Origin of the sequence: Streptosporangium heterodermiicola (assembly GCF_051390675.1) — a bacterium.
Lineage (GTDB): Bacteria > Actinomycetota > Actinomycetes > Streptosporangiales > Streptosporangiaceae > Streptosporangium.
This window is the reverse complement of sequence record NZ_JBPJSR010000001.1, coordinates 513,781-530,187: the sequence shown is the minus strand read 5'-3', so window position 1 is coordinate 530,187 and position 16,407 is coordinate 513,781. Positions and strand designations below refer to the sequence as shown.

The 16,407-nt window shown below is 73.5% G+C and carries 15 protein-coding genes; 10 read left to right on the top strand and 5 right to left on the bottom strand.

The genetic code is table 11. The features are described 5' to 3' along the window. Positions 1 to 511: 511 nt before the first annotated feature. Genes ACSC1Q_RS02090 through ACSC1Q_RS02055 form a run of 8 tightly spaced genes read left to right on the top strand, consistent with a single transcriptional unit; the run spans position 512 to position 8,003 of the window. Positions 512 to 865, top strand: a complete 354-nt coding sequence (locus tag ACSC1Q_RS02090; RefSeq protein WP_436756906.1) for a SchA/CurD-like domain-containing protein — start codon at positions 512 to 514, stop codon at positions 863 to 865. Next, positions 862 to 1,620: an SDR family NAD(P)-dependent oxidoreductase gene (locus tag ACSC1Q_RS02085; protein ID WP_436756905.1), complete on the top strand. Its 759-nt coding sequence runs from the start codon at positions 862 to 864 to the stop codon at positions 1,618 to 1,620. The genes ACSC1Q_RS02090 and ACSC1Q_RS02085 overlap by 4 nt, the downstream gene beginning before the upstream one ends. Continuing rightward, positions 1,617 to 2,117: an antibiotic biosynthesis monooxygenase family protein gene (locus ACSC1Q_RS02080; protein ID WP_436756904.1), complete on the top strand. Its 501-nt coding sequence runs from the start codon at positions 1,617 to 1,619 to the stop codon at positions 2,115 to 2,117. Before ACSC1Q_RS02085 ends, ACSC1Q_RS02080 begins: the two co-directional genes overlap by 4 nt. Beyond that, positions 2,114 to 3,370, top strand: coding sequence for an FAD-dependent monooxygenase (locus ACSC1Q_RS02075; RefSeq protein WP_436756903.1), 1,257 nt, complete (start codon positions 2,114 to 2,116; stop codon positions 3,368 to 3,370). The genes ACSC1Q_RS02080 and ACSC1Q_RS02075 overlap by 4 nt, the downstream gene beginning before the upstream one ends. After that, positions 3,328 to 4,608, top strand: coding sequence for an SAM-dependent methyltransferase (locus ACSC1Q_RS02070; RefSeq protein WP_436756902.1), 1,281 nt, complete (start codon positions 3,328 to 3,330; stop codon positions 4,606 to 4,608). The genes ACSC1Q_RS02075 and ACSC1Q_RS02070 overlap by 43 nt, the downstream gene beginning before the upstream one ends. Positions 4,609 to 4,624: 16 nt before the next feature. Beyond that, positions 4,625 to 5,461 (top strand): cupin domain-containing protein, encoded by an 837-nt coding sequence (locus ACSC1Q_RS02065; protein WP_436756901.1) that lies wholly within the window; start codon positions 4,625 to 4,627, stop codon positions 5,459 to 5,461. After that, positions 5,458 to 6,720, top strand: a complete 1,263-nt coding sequence (locus tag ACSC1Q_RS02060; protein WP_436756900.1) for a beta-ketoacyl-[acyl-carrier-protein] synthase family protein — start codon at positions 5,458 to 5,460, stop codon at positions 6,718 to 6,720. The genes ACSC1Q_RS02065 and ACSC1Q_RS02060 overlap by 4 nt, the downstream gene beginning before the upstream one ends. Before the next feature lie 29 nt (positions 6,721 to 6,749). Continuing rightward, positions 6,750 to 8,003 (top strand): beta-ketoacyl synthase N-terminal-like domain-containing protein, encoded by a 1,254-nt coding sequence (locus ACSC1Q_RS02055; protein ID WP_436756899.1) that lies wholly within the window; start codon positions 6,750 to 6,752, stop codon positions 8,001 to 8,003. A 206-nt stretch (positions 8,004 to 8,209) separates the two neighbouring features. On the opposite strand, the gene ACSC1Q_RS02050 is transcribed toward ACSC1Q_RS02055, so the two are convergent. Then, entirely contained in the window at positions 8,210 to 10,393 is a 2,184-nt protein-coding gene (locus tag ACSC1Q_RS02050; protein ID WP_436756898.1) for an MMPL family transporter, read from the bottom strand. A gap of 121 nt (positions 10,394 to 10,514) precedes the next feature. On the opposite strand from ACSC1Q_RS02050, the gene ACSC1Q_RS02045 reads away from it, so the two are divergent. Further along, complete coding sequence (locus ACSC1Q_RS02045; protein ID WP_350967133.1) at positions 10,515 to 11,201, top strand: response regulator transcription factor; 687 nt, start codon at positions 10,515 to 10,517, stop codon at positions 11,199 to 11,201. After that, on the top strand, positions 11,201 to 12,385 hold the full coding sequence (locus ACSC1Q_RS02040; protein ID WP_436756897.1) for a sensor histidine kinase: 1,185 nt from the start codon (positions 11,201 to 11,203) through the stop codon (positions 12,383 to 12,385). The genes ACSC1Q_RS02045 and ACSC1Q_RS02040 overlap by 1 nt, the downstream gene beginning before the upstream one ends. Positions 12,386 to 12,555: 170 nt before the next feature. Here ACSC1Q_RS02040 and ACSC1Q_RS02035 read toward each other — a convergent pair whose 3' ends face one another. Genes ACSC1Q_RS02035 through ACSC1Q_RS02020 form a run of 4 tightly spaced genes read right to left on the bottom strand, consistent with a single transcriptional unit; the run spans position 12,556 to position 16,363 of the window. Next, on the bottom strand, positions 12,556 to 12,867 hold the full coding sequence (locus ACSC1Q_RS02035; protein ID WP_436756896.1) for an AzlD domain-containing protein: 312 nt from the start codon (positions 12,865 to 12,867) through the stop codon (positions 12,556 to 12,558). A 31-nt stretch (positions 12,868 to 12,898) separates the two neighbouring features. Continuing rightward, the gene (locus tag ACSC1Q_RS02030; RefSeq protein ID WP_436756895.1) at positions 12,899 to 13,579 is read right to left on the bottom strand and encodes an AzlC family ABC transporter permease; all 681 of its coding nucleotides are present in this window, start codon (positions 13,577 to 13,579) and stop codon (positions 12,899 to 12,901) included. Positions 13,580 to 13,602: 23 nt separating this feature from the next. Then, on the bottom strand, positions 13,603 to 14,436 hold the full coding sequence (locus ACSC1Q_RS02025) for an AraC family ligand binding domain-containing protein (protein ID WP_436756894.1): 834 nt from the start codon (positions 14,434 to 14,436) through the stop codon (positions 13,603 to 13,605). Positions 14,437 to 14,443: 7 nt separating this feature from the next. Continuing rightward, positions 14,444 to 16,363, bottom strand: a complete 1,920-nt coding sequence (locus tag ACSC1Q_RS02020; protein ID WP_436756893.1) for a serine/threonine-protein kinase — start codon at positions 16,361 to 16,363, stop codon at positions 14,444 to 14,446. Between the last annotated feature and the right edge of the window lie 44 nt (positions 16,364 to 16,407).

Here is a 16,407-nt window from a genome sequence, read left to right as displayed (position 1 = left end):
ATCATATGGGCTGTCACAGACTTCATTAAGATTCTATTCTTTGACTATTGAGGGCGTCTACCGGCCACCTGCCTTCTTCCTGCTGTCGGCACGTCGCGGGACTTAACGGCCTTCCGTCAGCGCGCACCACCAGTGCCGGTGTCGTCCGGCCGTTCTATGGGTTCTCACAGGGGCGGCTAAGGAATCCCTAAGGGGTAACGGGATAAATCGTATTATCTGTGAACGCTCGATGTGTGGGTGAAATTCGCGAATCGCGGCGTCCGCAATTCCGGCCGGCAAGGATTCAGGTCGAGCGTAAAGCAAATGGTTGCTTGGGATCGTACGCCCCCGGTCCCGCGCGGCCAGCGACGGGGGAGCTCCGGTGAGGAGCGGCGGGCTCCCGCCCGAGGCGGAGAGGGCCCCTCCGCCGGGGGAGCGCAGGTCCGGCCGCGTGGCGGAAGACAGCCCGGCCCCCGGCCAACAGGCTGGTCGCAGCAGGCGGCGGACGGCCGCCCCGACCCAAGGAAGCCCGATGCAGCGCTACGCGATCACCTTCCAGATCAGGCCCGGTGCGGAGGCGGCGGTGCGGGAACTGCTGTCGAGCTACGCTCCCCCCGAGTGGGAGACCTCCGACGGCACCCGGCTGCTGAGCACCTCGATCTTCATGAAGGGCACCACGGTCATCCGGGTCATCGAGATCGACGGCAACCTGCCGAGCGTGATGGCCCACCTGTCCAGGCAGCCGAGCATCCAGAGGCTGGAGCGCGAGCTGGACGGCTACCTCGCGGTCCCGCGCGACATGGGCAGCCCCGACGGCGCGCGGTCCTTCTTCCTGTCCTCCCTGATGGACCACGTGACCACCCGGGTCGCGGAGCCGGTCCGATGACCGCCCCCGTCCTCGTCGTCACCGGCGCCACCGGGCGGCTCGCCGAGGCCGTGATCGAGCTGCTCGGCTCCAGGGGGGACCGGCTGCTGCTCACCGGCCGCGACAAGGACCGCGTCGCCCTGCTGGAGCGGAGGTACGGCGTCCCCGGCCGCGTCGAGACGCTGGCCACGGACGTCTCCGACCCCGAGGGCGCCCGCCTGGCCGCCGAGGAGGCGGTCAGGCGCTTCGGCCGGCTCGACGGGCTGGTCCACCTGGCCGGCGGCTTCCTGGCCGGGCCGTTCTTCCTGATGGACACCGGCGGCTACGAGCGGATGCTGCGCGACAACTTCCTGTCGGCCGTCACCGCCACCCAGGCCGTCCTGCCGTACCTGACCGAGGGCGCGCGGCTGGTCTACTTCAGCACCCCGCTCGCCGACGAGCCGCTGCCCGCGCTGTCGGCGTACGCGGCGGCGAAGGCGGCCCTGGTCGCCTGGGTCCGCTCCATCGCGCACGAGGTGAAACGGAGCGGCGTCCACGCCAACACGGTCGTCATGACCATGGCCGACACCCCGGACAAGCGCCGGGAACGCCCGCGGATGAACTTCGACCACACCGTCACCCCCGACCTGGTCGCCAGGGTCGTCGCCTTCCTGACCAGCGAGGCCGCGGACGGCCTGTACGGGAGCTGCGTGCCGGTGCTGGGCAGGTTCGAGTTCACCTCCGAACTCGGCGGCGGGCCGCCGCCCGGGGTGGCCGGGACGGGAGGCCCCCGGTGAGGGCCCGGATCGTCTTCCTGATCAGGGTGCCCGCCGAGCGGCGGGAGGACTTCCTCGCCGCCTACGAGAGGATCCGGTACCAGGTGTCCGGCGGCGTACCCGGGCACCTCAAGGACCAGGTCTGCCAGTCGGTCACCGACCCCGAGCAGTGGCTGATCACCAGCGAGTGGCGCCGGGTGGCCGACTTCCTCGCCTGGGAGGCCACCGAGGAGCACCGCGAGCTCGTCCGGCCGATGCGGGAGTGCGTGACAGAGGCCCGTTCCCTGCGCTTCCTGATCCGGGCGGAGACGGAGGCGGGCGCGCCGGCCGGGGACGAGGCGTTTTCCGGGGAGAGAGCACCGGCGGAAGCGTCAGCGGAAGCAGCGCCGGGGGAGAAAGCACCGGCGAGGGCGGAAGCGTCGGCGAGGGCGGACGCAGCGGCGGGGGATGAAGCGGGCATCTCGCTCGACGTGGAGGTGGAGCCCGCCGTGGCGGCCGTCGCGCGGGGACCCGCGTGAGAGTGGTCGTCGTCGGGGGCGGCATCGGCGGGCTGACCGCCGCGCTGGCGCTGCGGGCCGCGGGAGCCGAGGTCAGCGTGCACGAACGCGCCCCAGGGCCGAGCGCGGCACGGGCCGGACACGGACTGGTGCTCTGGCACAACGCCGTGCTCGCGCTGCGCGAGCTCGGGCTGGAGCCCGGGGTTCGAAAGATCGGTCACGAGCTGGACCGGCACCTGTTCAGGGACGCGCACGGCCGCCGGATCGCGGAGTGGTCCATGGCGCGCATGGCCGGCCCCCTCGGCGCGCCCGTTCACAGCGTCGGCCGCCCCGAACTGCACGACCTCCTCACCGGCCAGGTGGGGGACGACCTCGTGACGGGCTCCCGGTTCACCGGCCTCACCGTGACGGGCGAGCGTGTCGTCGCCCGCTTCGACGACGGCCGCGAGGAACGGGCGGACCTGCTCGTCGGCGCGGACGGGCTGCGCTCGGCCGTACGCGCCGCGCTGCTCCCCGGCGACCCGCCGCCCCGCTACGCCGGGTTCACCGCCTTCCAGGGGGTGATCCGGCTGCCGGGGTCCGGGGTGCCCGCGCGCACCTTCCTCAGCACGTGGGGCCGCGGCCGGTGGTTCGTCTGCTACCGGCTCACCGGCGACCACGTCTACTGGGACGGGGTGCTCGGCGACCGGGTCGTCCCGAGGCTCGGGGTGAGCGCCCTCGACCTGCTGGCCGGGGAGTTCGCCGGCTGGCCCGACCCGATCCCCGGCCTGATCGCGGCCACCGGGGCGGACGACGTCACCCCGGTGCACGTCTTCGACCGGCCCCCGCTGCGGAGCTGGAGCCACGGCCCGGTGACGCTGCTGGGGGACGCGGCCCACCCCATGACGTTCAACCTCGGCCAGGGCGCGGGCCAGGCGATCGAGGACGCCCTCGTGCTGGCCGACGAGCTCACCCTCACCGGCGGCGACGTGCCGCGGGCACTGGCCGGCTACGAGGCCCGGCGGGTGGGCCGCACCACCCGGATGGTCCGGCGGTCGCGCGCCAACGGCGAGCTCACCCGCTGGCGGCACCCGGTCGCCTGCGCGGCGCGCGACGCGTTCATGCGCCTGACCTTCGACCGGCTGGTCTACCGCGAGACCTACCGGCTCACCATGGCCGTCGACTTCACCGGCTTGAACGGCTTGAACGGCCGCACCGACCTGACCGGCCTCACAGGAGACAGGAGCGAGGAATGCCCCGACCCGCCGGAGAACCCGGCCTGCCCACCGGCGTGAGCCGCACCGCGGTGGTGATCGCCCAGGCGAGGGAGGCGGAGAGCGCGCGGCCCGACCGGCTCTTCGACGACCCGCTGGCGGGCCCGCTCGCCGGCGCCGCGGGGCGGATCGCCGGGATCAGCGAGGCGGGCCGCCGTGCCGGGGAGCACTTCGTCCTGCGCACCCGCTTCTTCGACGACCGGCTGCGCGAGGCCGTGGCGGCCGGGGCGCGGCAGGTGGTCCTGCTCGCCGCGGGCCTGGACACCCGCGCGTTCCGGCTGGACTGGCCCGAGGGCACCCGCCTGTTCGAGGTCGACCTGCCGGGCCTGGTCTCCTTCAAGGAGAGGGAACTGGCCGGCCGGGGGGCCCGGCCCACCTGCGATCGTACGGTCGTCCCCGCCGACCTGAGCGGGGACTGGTCGTCGCCGCTGCTGGCCGCCGGTCTCGACCCGGACGAGCCGATCGCCTGGCTGATCGAGGGCGTGCTGATGTACCTCACGCCGCGGGACGGCGCGCGCGTCCTCGGCCGGGTCTCCGAGCTGTCCGCCCCCGGCAGCAGGCTCGCCGTCGAGCACGTCAACCGGGCGTACGCCGAGCTGCCGCAGATGCGTCCCGCGATGAGCAGGCTCACCTCCACCCAGGCCGCCTGGCGGTCCGCCGTGGAGGACCCGGAGGCGTGGCTCGCCGGGTACGGCTGGCGCGCCTCGGTGACCCACCAGGCCGACCTCGCCCGGGAACTGGGCCGTCCCGTCCCCGCGATGGCGGACCCGAGGGCGGTCGGCCCGGCCCGGATCTGGCTCGTCGACGCCCTGCGCGACGACGGCCGCCACCCGGGGCCACCGGCCCGGACCTCCCACGACACCGGCAGACACCTCCGCGTCGTCGACCCGTACTCCAGAGACACGCACCCGCACCTTCGTGACACCGACCCGTACTCCAGAGACGTAGACCCGCACCTCCGCAATACCGACCCGCACCCCGGAGACACCGACCGACGACAAGGAACGACGACGATGCCATTCACCGACGAGAACGTGCGCGAACTGCTGCTCGCCGTGGGCCTGGACCCCGGCACCGGGGACGACGCCCTGGAGCGCAGCTTCGACGAGCTGGACCTCGACTCGCTGGCCCGGGTGGAGATCGCCACCCGGATCCAGGACCGGTTCGGCGTGGACGTGGAGGAACAGCTGACGGCCGAGGCCACGCCGTCCCTGATGAGAGAACTCGTGACCGAGCGGCTGGCCGCGACCGGCGCCTGAGGGGAGAACGCACATCATGATCGGACACACCGACAACGCGATCGAGATCGACGCGCCCATCGGATTCGTCTGGGACCAGACGAACGACGTCCAGGCCTGGCCGGAGCTCTTCTCCGAGTACGCCAAGGTGGAGGTCCTCGCCGGGTCGGACGACTCGGTGACCTTCCGGCTCACCATGCACCCCGACGAGCGGGACCGCGTCTGGTCCTGGGTCTCGGAGCGCTCCTGGGACCGCGACACCTGGACGGTCCGGGCGCGCCGGGTGGAGACCGGGCCGTTCGAGTTCATGAACATCACCTGGGTCTACGAGGAGCTCGGCCCCGACCGCACCCGCATGCGCTGGGTGCAGGACTTCCACATGAGGCCCGAGGCCCCGGTCGACACCCGGGGGATGACCGACCGGATCAACGCCGGCTCGGCGATCCAGATGTCGCTGATCAAGGAGAGGGTGGAGCGGCGCCGCCGCCGCGTCGTGGGCTTCCACGACGTGCCGTCCAACACCAGGCGCGGCGGCGACCTGCGCACCCTGGTCTCCCCGGCGACCTGCGGCTCCTCGTCGGGCTTCTGCGGTGCCGTACGGCTGGCACCGGGCGAGGGCGTCTCCGAGCACTACCACCCCTACTCCGAGGAGTACGTGTTCGTCGCGACCGGGACGCTCAGGGTGGACCTCGACGGCGAGCCGCTCACCGTCGGCGCCGAGCAGGCGCTGCTCGTCCCCCGCCACGTCAGGCACCGCCTCACCAATGTCGGCGAGGACGACGCGCTCGTGGTCTTCCAGCTCAGCCCGCTCGCCCCGAGACCCGAACTCGGGCACGTGGACACCGAGCCCCACCCGGAGAGGGGGGGAACGTGAGACGGGTCGTCGTCACCGGCGTCGGGGTGATCGCCCCGGGCGGGGTGGGCCGGGAGGAGTTCTGGAACCGGATCGTGGACGGCAAGCCGGCCGTCCGCCGGATCACCGCCTTCGACCCGTCCCCGTTCCGCTCCCAGATCGCGGCCGAGGTCGACTTCGACCCGGCCGCCCACGGGCTCACCCCGCGCGAGGTCCGGCGGATGGACCGCTTCACCCAGCTCGCCGTCGCCTGCGCCGACGAGGCGCTGGCCGACTCCGGCCTCGACCTCGGCGCGGCCGACCCCGAGCGGGCCGGGGTCAGCCTCGGCTCGGCGGTGGGGGCCACCATCACCCTGGAGGAGGAGTACGTGGTCGCCAGCGACCGCGGCAGGGACTGGGAGGTGGACCACCGCCACCTCAAGCCGTTCCTCTACCAGGCGCTGGTGCCCTCCAGTGCGGCGGCCGAGCTCGCGGTCCGGTTCGGCGCGAACGGCCCGGCCGCCGTCGTCTCGACCGGCTGCACCTCCGGGATCGACGCGATCGGCCGGGCCTACCGGCTCATCCAGGACGGCGAGGCGGACATGATGATCACGGGGGCGTCGGACGCGCCGATCTCCCCGATCACCGTGGCGTGCTTCGACGCCATCCGCGCCACCAGCCCGAGCAACGGCGAGCCCGAGACGGCCTCGCGGCCCTTCGACGCCGGACGCAAGGGCTTCGTCCTCGGCGAGGGCGCGGCGGTGCTGGTGGTGGAGGAGCTGGAGCACGCCCGCAGGCGCGGCGCCCGCGTCTACTGCGAGGTCACCGGCTACGCCGCGCGGGCCAACGGTTTCCACATGACCGGGCTGCGGCCGGACGGCTACGAGCTGGGCGAGGCCATCGGCGACGCGCTCGGCCAGGCCGCGCTCAACCCCGAGGACATCGGCTACGTCAACGCCCACGGGTCCGGGACCAAGCAGAACGACCTGCACGAGACGTCCGCCTACAAGCGGAGCCTCGGCGACCACGCCCGGCGGGTGCCGATCAGCTCGATCAAGTCGGTGATCGGCCACTCGCTCGGCGCGATCGGCTCGATCGAGATGGCCGCCTGCGCCCTGGTGCTGCAGCGGGGGGTGGTCCCGCCCACGGCCAACCTGACCGTCCCCGACCCCGAGTGCGACCTGGACTACACGCCCCTGGTCGCACGCGAGGTGTCCGCCGGGCACGCGCTCTCCGCGGGCAGCGGCTTCGGCGGCTTCCAGTCCGCGATGATCTTCTCCGAGCCGGGGGCGGGCCGATGAGCGGCCGTTCCCTGAGCGGGGGAGGGCCGATGAGCGACCGTTCTCCGAGCCGGGGTGGGCCGATGGGCGACCGCAGAGCCGTGATCACCGGGATCGGGGTGGTCGCCCCGACGGGGGTCGGCGTGGCCGAGCACTGGGAGGGGTCCCTGAGCGGGCGGAGCCGGATCGGCCCGGTGACGTCGTTCGACGCCACCGGGGCGCCGATCGGGCTGGCGGGGGAGGTCACCGGCTTCGACGAGCGCGAGTTCGTCGACAGCAGGCTGCTGGTGCAGACCGACCGGTGGACCTGGTTCGCCCTCGCCGCCACCGGGCTCGCCTTCGCCGACGCCGCCCTCGATCCCGCGAGGGAGGACCCGTTCGACCTGTCGGTGGTGACCGCGGGGGGCTCCGGCGGGAACGCGTTCGGGCAGCGGGAGATCCAGGCGCTGTGGAGCAGGGGCCCGCGGGCGGTGAGCGCCTACCAGTCCATCGGCTGGTTCTACGCCGCCAGCAGTGGCCAGCTGTCCATCAGGCACCAGCTCAAAGGCGCCTGCGGGGTGCTGGTCGCGGACGCGGCCGGGGCGATCGACGCGCTCGCCGAGGCGGCCCGGCTGATCCGCCGGGGTACCGAGGTCGTCGTGACCGGGGGCACCGAGGCGCCGCTGTCGCCGTACGCGCTGGCCTGCCAGGCCGGTGAGGCGACGGCCGGACGCGGGAGCGACCCGGCCACGGCCTACCGTCCCTTCGCTCCCGGCGCGGGCGGCCACGTCCCCGGCGAGGGAGGCGCGATGCTCGTCGTGGAGGACCGGCACAGCGCCTTCGGCAGGTGCGCCCCGACGGTCTACGCCGAGATCGCCGGGACCGCGTCCACCCACGACGCCCACCACGTGAGCGACCCGGCCCCCGGCCACCGCCAGTACGCCAGGGCCATGCGCGAGGCGATCGCCCGCGCCGGGCTCGGCCCCGACGACGTCGGGGTGGTCTTCGCCGACGGTGCCGGTGACCCGGTGAGGGACGCCCGGGAGGTGGCGGCGCTGCGGGAGGTGTTCGGCGGCCGCCGCGTGCCGGTCACGGTGCCCAAGACGATGACCGGCCGCCTGTGTTCGGGCGGCGCGGCCCTCGACGTCGCGTGGGCGGCCCTGTCCCTGGCCGGTGGGGTGATCCCGCCGACCGTCGGCACCACCGCTCCCGAGGGCGTGGACCTGGTCACCGAGGCCAGGGCCGTGGACGGGCTGTCGGCCGCGCTGGTCGTGGCCCGAGGCTCGGGCGGCTTCAACTCCGCGGCGGTACTGACCGCCGTCTGACAACCCGGGAAACACGAACGGCCACCGCCTCCTTGGGCGGTGGCCGTCTCGCCGTTCGGCGGATCCGGGACGTCGCCCTTGTCGGACCCCAGAGCTCGTCGTCCGGTCCCCGGCCCAGGGCGGTGGGGAGAAACGCGAACGGCCACCGCCTTCCTGGGGCGGTGGCCGTCTCTCTGCCCGCGGGACCCTGGACCGGTTCCGGGAACCTAGACCGGTTCGGGGATCCTGACCGGCTCGGGGTTCTCCCCTCTCAAGGGGGAGGGCTCCACCCGCAGGAGCCGCGCCGTCCAGACGGGCAGCCACCAGTTCCAGCGGCCCATCATCGCGACCACCGCCGGGACGAGGACGCCGCGGATCAGGGTGGCGTCCAGGAAGATGCCCAGGGCGAGGCCGCTGGCGAACACCTTCACGTCCAGCTCGGGGGTCATGGCCAGCGCGGTGAAGGAGATGAACAGGATCAGCGCCGCCGAGGTGACCAGCCGCCCGGTGCGGCCCACGCCCTCGATCACCGCGTGCTCCGTGCTGCCCGACCTGTCGTACTCCTCACGCATCCTGGCCAGGATGAACACCTCGTAGTCCATGCTCAGGCCGTACAGGAAGGCGAAGACGGTGAGCGGCACGAACTCGCCGATCGAGCCGGTGGGCTGGATGTCCAGCAGCTCCCTCGTCCCCCAGCCGAACTGCCACAGCAGCACCATCGCGCCGATCACCGCGCCCAGCGAGAGCAGGTTGAGGACGATCGCCTTCAGCGGGAGCAGCAGCGAGCGGAACGCCCGCGCCAGCATGACGAACGTGACCAGCGCGATCAGGCCGAGCATCCAGGGGAACGCCCCGTAGGCGCGCTCCTGGAAGTCCATGCTCTGCGCCGCGTTGCCGCCGACCCGCGCGCCGGCCGGTGCCGCCTCGCGCACCCGCTTGATGGTCGCCTCGCCCTCCGGGGTGCCGTTCTCCGCGGCAGGGAGCACGGTGACGACGGCGGTGCCGCCTCGGCGCCAGGACGGGCCGCCGGGGGCGAGCACCGCCGACACGCCCTCCACGCCCCGCAACCTCTCGGCGGCCTGGACGGGGTCGCCGGTCACCAGGACGTCGAACGGGGTGATCGAGCCGGCCGGGACGCCCGCCTGGCGCAGCGCGGACAGCCCCTCGTGGCCGGGCCCCGAGGTCAGCAGGTTCCTGCTCTCCGGCAGGCCGAGGTTGACGCCCAGGGCGGTCACCGTTAGCGCGGCCAGCACCCCGCCGGTGAGCAGGGCGGCGGGCCGGCGCAGCCGTACCACGCCGCGCGCCCACGCCGACCAGGCCCGCCCGGCCCGCGCCTCGCGCCGGAAGGGGGGCTCGGCCCGGCCGTCGCGGGCGCGCCTGCGGTCGAGCCGCCGCCCGGTGAGGGCGAGCAGCACCGGCAGCACGGTCAGCGTCGTGGCCACGCTCACCGCCGCGATGATCATCCCGGCGAGGCCGAGGCTGCGCAGGAACGGCACCGGCAGCACCACCATGGTCACCAGGCCGATCGCGACCGCGACGCCGCTGAACAGCACCGCCCGCCCCGCGCCCGCCATGGCCCGGTGCACGGCCTCGTCGCCGCGGTGCCCGCCCGCCCGCTCCTCCCGCCAGCGGGCGACCAGCAGCAGCGAGTAGTCGACCGCGATGCCCAGGCCCAGCAGCGGCATGGTGGTGAGGGCCACGTCGTGCACGGTCGTCACCAGCGTCAGCAGCAGGATCACGATGAACGACACGAAGATGGACAGGACCGCGATGAGCAGCGGTACGAAGGCGAGCGCCGAGCGGAACACCAGCAGCAGGACGAGCACCGCGGCGATCACCCCGATGCCGATCTTGGCGGGCACGTCCACGCCGCCCGCGTCCACGCTCGGCGCGAGGGTGTCCAGCCCCGTCACGTGGACGCTCGCGCCCGGCGGCAGCGCCGGGGTCATCGCCTCGACGATGACCGGGCTCTCGTTCGGCGTCTCGCCGAGACCGCCGCCCGGCGGGCTGCCGTCGGAGTAGGTGCCGGGGAAGACCAGCCCGAACGTGGTCCGGCCGTCGGTGCCGACCAGCCGGGGGTCGCCGGTGCTCGCGTACGAGACCACGCGGGCCTGGGGAAGCCTGGCGGAGACGGCGGCGAAGGCGCGGCCGATCGCCTCCTTCCGCTCGTCGGCCCGCGTTCCCTCGGGAAGCACGACGACCGGGACGAACGGCCGCTGATAACCGCCATTCCCGTAAATTCTGACAATTTCCTGATTGGCATCGAAAGCGGGCATTCCTGGATGTGAGTATTCCTCGGAGAGCCGCTGAATCGCGATCGGCGTCGCGCCCATACCCACCAGGAATCCCAGCACGGCCAGCAGGGCGACCAGCCCTTTGCGTCGCAGTACGAAAACCGAGATTCTCTCCATGTCACCCAGTGCAACAAAAAGATCTTCGATGTCCGTGTGCCCGCTCTTAGAGCGGTCTGTGAATCACTCTTCACAGAGTTCTCTATGGTCTTTCGAAGATTTTCTGAGTGAGACTTGTCAGGTGAGCCGCATACTGGTGGTAGACGACGAGCCATATCTCGCCGATCTGGTCGCGACCGCCCTCCGCTACGAGGGGTTCGAGACGGCGATCGCCGAGACCGGTGCCGCGGCGGTGTCGCTGGCCGAGACCTTCGCTCCCGACCTGATCGTCCTCGACGTGATGTTGCCCGACGTGCTCGGCACGGAGGTCTGCCACCGGATCAGGATGACGGGCTCCGAGGTCCCGGTGGTCTTCCTCACCGCGCTCGACGCCACCGAGGACAAGATCGGCGGGCTGACCGTGGGAGGTGACGACTACGTCACCAAGCCGTTCAGCCTGGAGGAGCTGATCGCCAGGATCCGCGCCGTGCTGCGCAGGACCCGGCGGACCGGCGCCGAGGGCGGCAGGGTGACCTTCGCCGACCTGGTCATCGAGGAGGACGCCCACGAGGTGTGGCGCGACGGCCGGCGCGTCGACCTCACCCCGACGGAGTTCAAGCTGCTGCGCTTCCTGGTGGCCAACGCGGGCAAGGTCGTTTCCAAGCGGCAGATCCTCGACCACGTGTGGGAGTACGACTTCGGCGGCAACGACGGGGTCGTGCAGACCTACATCAGCTACCTGCGCCGCAAGGTCGACGCGTCGCACCCGCCGCTCATCCACACCGTTCCCAGGGTGGGATACGTCGTACGCCTGCCGAGGGAAGACTGATGTCGCTGCGGACCCGCCTCGTGCTCACCGTCGTGGGCCTGGTCGCCCTCGCCCTCGGGACGGCGGCGGGGGCGACGTTCGGCGCGCTGCAGGACTGGCGCGGCCACGGCAGCGCCCGGCTGCTCGCCCTGACCACCCCCGAGGCGCTGGTCGCCGCCTCCGACGAGCTGACCGAACGCGTCGCCCTGGTCATGATCGGCTCCTCGGTGTTCGCGCTCGCCTGCCTCACCCTGCTCGCCACCCACCTGATCCGCCGGGGGCTGCGCCCGCTTGACCGCATCGTCGAGACCGCGGCGGCCATCGGCGAGGGCAACCTGGAACGCCGCGTCGAGGCGGCGCCCGCCACCGGGGAGGTGGGCCGCCTGGGCCACGCGCTCAACCAGATGCTCGCCCAGATCGAGGAGGCGTTCCGCGAACGGGAGGCGTCCGAGGACCGGCTGCGCCGTTTCGTCGCCGACGCCTCCCACGAGCTGCGCACCCCGATCGCCTCCGTCCGCGGCTACGCCGAGCTGTTCCGGCGCGGCGCGGCCACCCGGCCCGAGGACCTCGCCAAGGCCATGCGCAGGATCGAGGCCGAGGCCACCCGGATGGGCTCCCTGGTCGACGAGATGCTGCTGCTGGCCCGCCTCGACCAGGGCCGTCCCCTGGAGCGTTCCCCGGTGGAGCTGACCTCGCTCGCCGCCGACGCGGTGGCCGACACCCTCGCCATCGAGCCGCTCAGGCCGCTCTCGCTGGAGTGCGAGGGGCCCGTCGAGGTGCCCGGAGACGCCGCCAGGATCCGCCAGATCGTCGGCAACCTGCTGGCCAACGTGCTCAGCCACACCCCCGAGGGGACCCCGGCGGTCGTCAGGATCCGGGTGGACGACGAACACGCCGTGGTCGAGGTGGCCGACGAGGGGCCGGGTCTCACCGCCGAGCAGGGCGCACTCGTCTTCGAGCGTTTCCACCGGGCCGGTCATCCCCGCGACGGCGCCCGCCAGGGGGGCGCGGGCCTCGGGCTGTCCATCGTCGCCGCCGTCGCCGCCGCGCACGGCGGCGACGCCACGGTGACCTCGCGCCCCGGCGCCGGCGCCACCTTCCGCGTACGGTTCCCGCGCGGCACGGGCGCCCCCGGCACCTGCCCCGCCCCTGACACGGCACGAGGCGACGACCCCGGCCCGGCCCGGAGCGAGGCCCGGCGCTGACATTTCCGCCCGGCCCGGAACGCGGCCCCGCGCTGACGTTTCCCGCCCGGCCCGGAGCGAGGCCCGGCGCTGACGTTCCCGCCCGGACCGGAGCGGACGCTCCAGGCTCAGGAGGTGGGGTGGCGGTGACGTTTCCGGCCCGGCCCGAGCGTGGCGCGGTGCCGACGACCTCAGCTCAGGAGGTGGCGCAGCGCGGCGGTGACGACGGCCGCCGCCGCGAGGACCACCAGGAACGGGGCGCGCAGCATCAGTGCCACGACGGCGGCACCCATCCCCGCGGTGCGCGGCCAGTCGAGGTGCAGCGCCTGCCCGTCACCGAAGGTCTGCACCGCGATCAGCGCCGCCAGCAGGGCCACCGGGACCAGCGTCGCGAAACGCTGCACCCCGGGGTGGTCGAGGACGCGGCGCGGGGCCGACAGCCCGGCGAGCTTCAGCGCGTAACAGGCGGCGCAGGTGGCGGCTATGGCCCACCAGACGGTCACTTCGGCCTCCTCAGGATCACTGTGAGCACGGTCACTTGGGCCTCCTCAGGATCACCGCGAGCACGGCCACGGACGCGAGCAGCACGGGCACGCCCGGCGGGGTGAACGGGGTCGCGGCCAGCGCGACCGCCGCGCCGCAGCCCGCGATCAGGCGCAGCGAGCGGGCCTCGGCGCCGCTCCCGGTGAGCCGGGGCCACAGGATGGCGAGGAACGTCGCGGGGCCGACCGCGTCCAGGCCGAACACCGCGGGGTCGGCCACCCAGGAGGTGCCCAGCGCGCCGGCCAGGGTAGTGGCGTTCCACGTCAGATAGAGGGTGGCGAAGGTGACCAGGAACGCCGTCCTGGTCGACTCCTCGTCCGGCTGGGCCAGGGCGACCGCCGTCGTCTCGTCGATCACCCCCTGGGCCGCCAGCGGCCTGCGCCAGCCCCGGATGTCGAGCACCCCGGCCATCCGGAGGCCGTACAGGCTGTTGCGGGCGCCCAGCAGCATCGCGCCGGCCGTGCCCGCGACCAGGTTGCCGCCGCCCGCGACGACGCCGACCAGGGCGAACTGCGAGGCGCCGGTGAAGGCGAACAGGCTCAGCACGCACGCCTGCGCGACGCTGAGCCCCGCGGTGACCGCCGCGGCGCCGAAGGCCACCCCCGACAGGCCGACGGCGATCCCCACGCCCAGTCCGTCCCTGATCGCGGAGGAACGAGTGGTTGTTTCCATGGCAGGTGAGCTTATGTCCGGTTTTAAACCCCGGTCTTGTACGTTCCTGCACGCTGGTACGCGGCCGGCGGCACGCCCACCGTCCGGGTGAAGTGCCTGTTCAGGTGGGCCTGGTCGGTGAACCCCACGTCCCCGGCGACCTGCGCGGGAGGCGTGCCGGACTGGAGCAGCCGCCGGGCCCGGATGATCCGCAGCGTGTTCAGGTAGGCGTGCGGGGGAAGCCCGGTGGCCGCCTTGAAGGCCCTGATCAGGGTGAAGGGCTTCGCGTCCACCGCCCGCGCCAGGTCCTCGATCGTGGGCGGGTCGACGAGCCGCTCGTGCAGGATCTCCCGGGCGCGCCGCACCGCGGGGTCGACGTCCCAGCGCGGCGTGTCCGCGGGACGGCGGGAGGCGTGCCGGCTGAGCAGGGCGGCGAAGGCCGTGCGGGCCAGCGTCGAGGAGGCGAGGTCGTCGCCCCCCTCCGCGGCGTCGTGCGCGGCCCGCAGCAGCGCGACGGTGGGCTGGTGGTAGGTGACGGTCTCGGGGAAGCAGGGCGTGCCGTGCCCGGCCATCAGCTCGGCGGCGATCCCGGAGACGAACTCGACCGATGGGTACAGCACCCGGTAGGACCACCCGCCCGGGACGCCCGCGTAACCGTCGTGCGCCTCCTCGGGGTTGAGCGTGCTCAGGCTGCCCGGCCCCGCGCGGTGGACGGTGCCCCGGTAGGCGAACTCCTCCACCCCCGACAGGACCATCGCGATCGCGTAGCTGTCGTGCACGTGCGGCGGGAAACGGTGGGTCACGTATCTGGCCTTGAGGAGTTCCACCCCCGGCAGGGCCGGAGTACGCCAGAAACGCGCCCTCTCCAGGCCGCTCATGTGCCGCTCATGGCCGGAAGGTCCTGGTGAACGTGTCGAAGAACGAGCGGTCCCAGCCGGCCGCAGGGCTCTCCCAGTAGATCGCGTACGGCTTGTCGGCGACGGTGCGGAAGCCCCGGTCCAGGACGCGGGTGCGGACCCCGTTCCTGAGGTAGGTGAACTCCCAGTCGGCGGCCGGCACCCCCCGGTACACCAGGGAGGTGATGCCGATCCGCCGGTAGCCGGGCCAGACGTTGTCGGCCGTCCCGGCCCTCTCCACCTTCTGCCAGTGCCTGACCGGGTTCTTCTCCGGGTCGTCTGTCGACTCGATCCACAGGAAACCGCTCGCGCCGGGGGCGCGGAACTCCACCCTGTCACGGCCGGCGAACCGCTTGACCTGCCAGTTCATGGGCACCGCGACGGAGAAGCCCATCGGGTCGCGGTGCAGCCGCCAGCCCGCGGGGACGGTCCGGGAAGGACGCGGCGTCGCCGTCGGGGTCGGCTCCGGCGTGGGCTCCTGGGTGGGGTCGGTGGCCGGGGTCGTGACCTCGGCCTGGCCGTCACCGGTGTCCACCGTGATACCCGTGTCCCGCAGGAACAGCCACCCGCCGACCCCGACCGCCACCGCGAGCGCGGGCACCCCGGCCAGGAGCGCCAGCCGCCCCGCCCGCGCCCGTCGTACGGGCTCGGCTCCCGTGTCCGTGGGCCGCTCCCGCCCCGGCCGGGAACCGGGAGACGAGGGCTCGGAGCCGTACGCCCCCTGTCCGGGATGCGTGAACGGGGACCGCTGTTCGTGGTACGCGTACGGAGGCCGCTCGTCGTGCGCGTACGGCTCGGGCCGCGCGTGGGACTCGGGGTGCCGCGGGTACTGAGGCTGCTCGGGCCGCGTGTGCCCGGACGCGTACGGCGACTGTCCCGGGTGTGTGGGCGTGGGCGTGGCGGGGTGCGAAGGCCGCCCGGGACCGCTCGGGGAGTCCCCGTACCCCGGCTGCCACGCGCCCCGTCCCACGTCCTGACGCGTGTCCTGACGCGGTGGCGGGTCGGCGCGCGGCGGGTCGGTGGGGAACCCGGGGGAGGCGTACGCCCGCCCGGAGACAGGCCCGGGACGCGGTGCCCGCCCGGCGGCCGGACCCGGGGAGGCGGGGGAGGAGGCGCGGCCGAGCAGGGCCTCGGCCTGGTCGGGGCCCATCCGGGCGGCGGGGTCCCTCGCCATCAGGCCGAGGATCACCGCCGACAGCGGCCCGGAATGGGCCATCGGGCTGGGCTCGCCGTGCAGGACGGCCATCATGGTGGCGGCGGCCGTGGCCCGCTCGAACGGAGGACGGCCCTCCAGCGCCGCGTACAGCGTCGCGCCGAGCGACCACAGGTCCGACTCCGCGGTGGCGGGCAGCCCGTGCAGCCGCTCGGGCGGCAGGAACGCGGGGGTGCCGACCATCGCGCCCGTACGGGTGATGCCGGTCTCCTGCGTCATGGAGGCGATGCCGAAGTCGGTCAGCACCACCCGGCCGTCGTCGGCCAGCAGCACGTTCTCCGGCTTGACGTCGCGGTGCAGCACCCCAGCGGCGTGCGCGGCCCGCAGCGCGCCCAGCACGTGCAGCCCCACCGAGGCGACCCGCTCGGGCGGGAGCGGCCCGCCCGTGCGGACGATCTCGCCCAGCGACCGGGACCGGACCAGCTGCATCACGATCCAGGGACGCCCGTCCTCCTCGACCACGTCGTGCACGATGACCACGGAGGGGTGGTCGAGACGCCCCGCCGTCCTGGCCTCGCGGATGGTGCGCCGGTTCAGGTCGGTGCGCGCGGCCTCGTCGACCCCCCGGTAACGGACCTCCTTGACGGCCACCACCCGGTCGAGGAGCTCGTCGTGGGCGCGCCAGACGATGCCCATGCCGCCCTCGCCGATGTGTTCGAGCAGCCGGTAGCGGCCCGCCACCTTTCTCTCCGCCATCCCCCGCCCTTCCAAGCTCACCGACCGCGGGCGTCAGGGCTCCC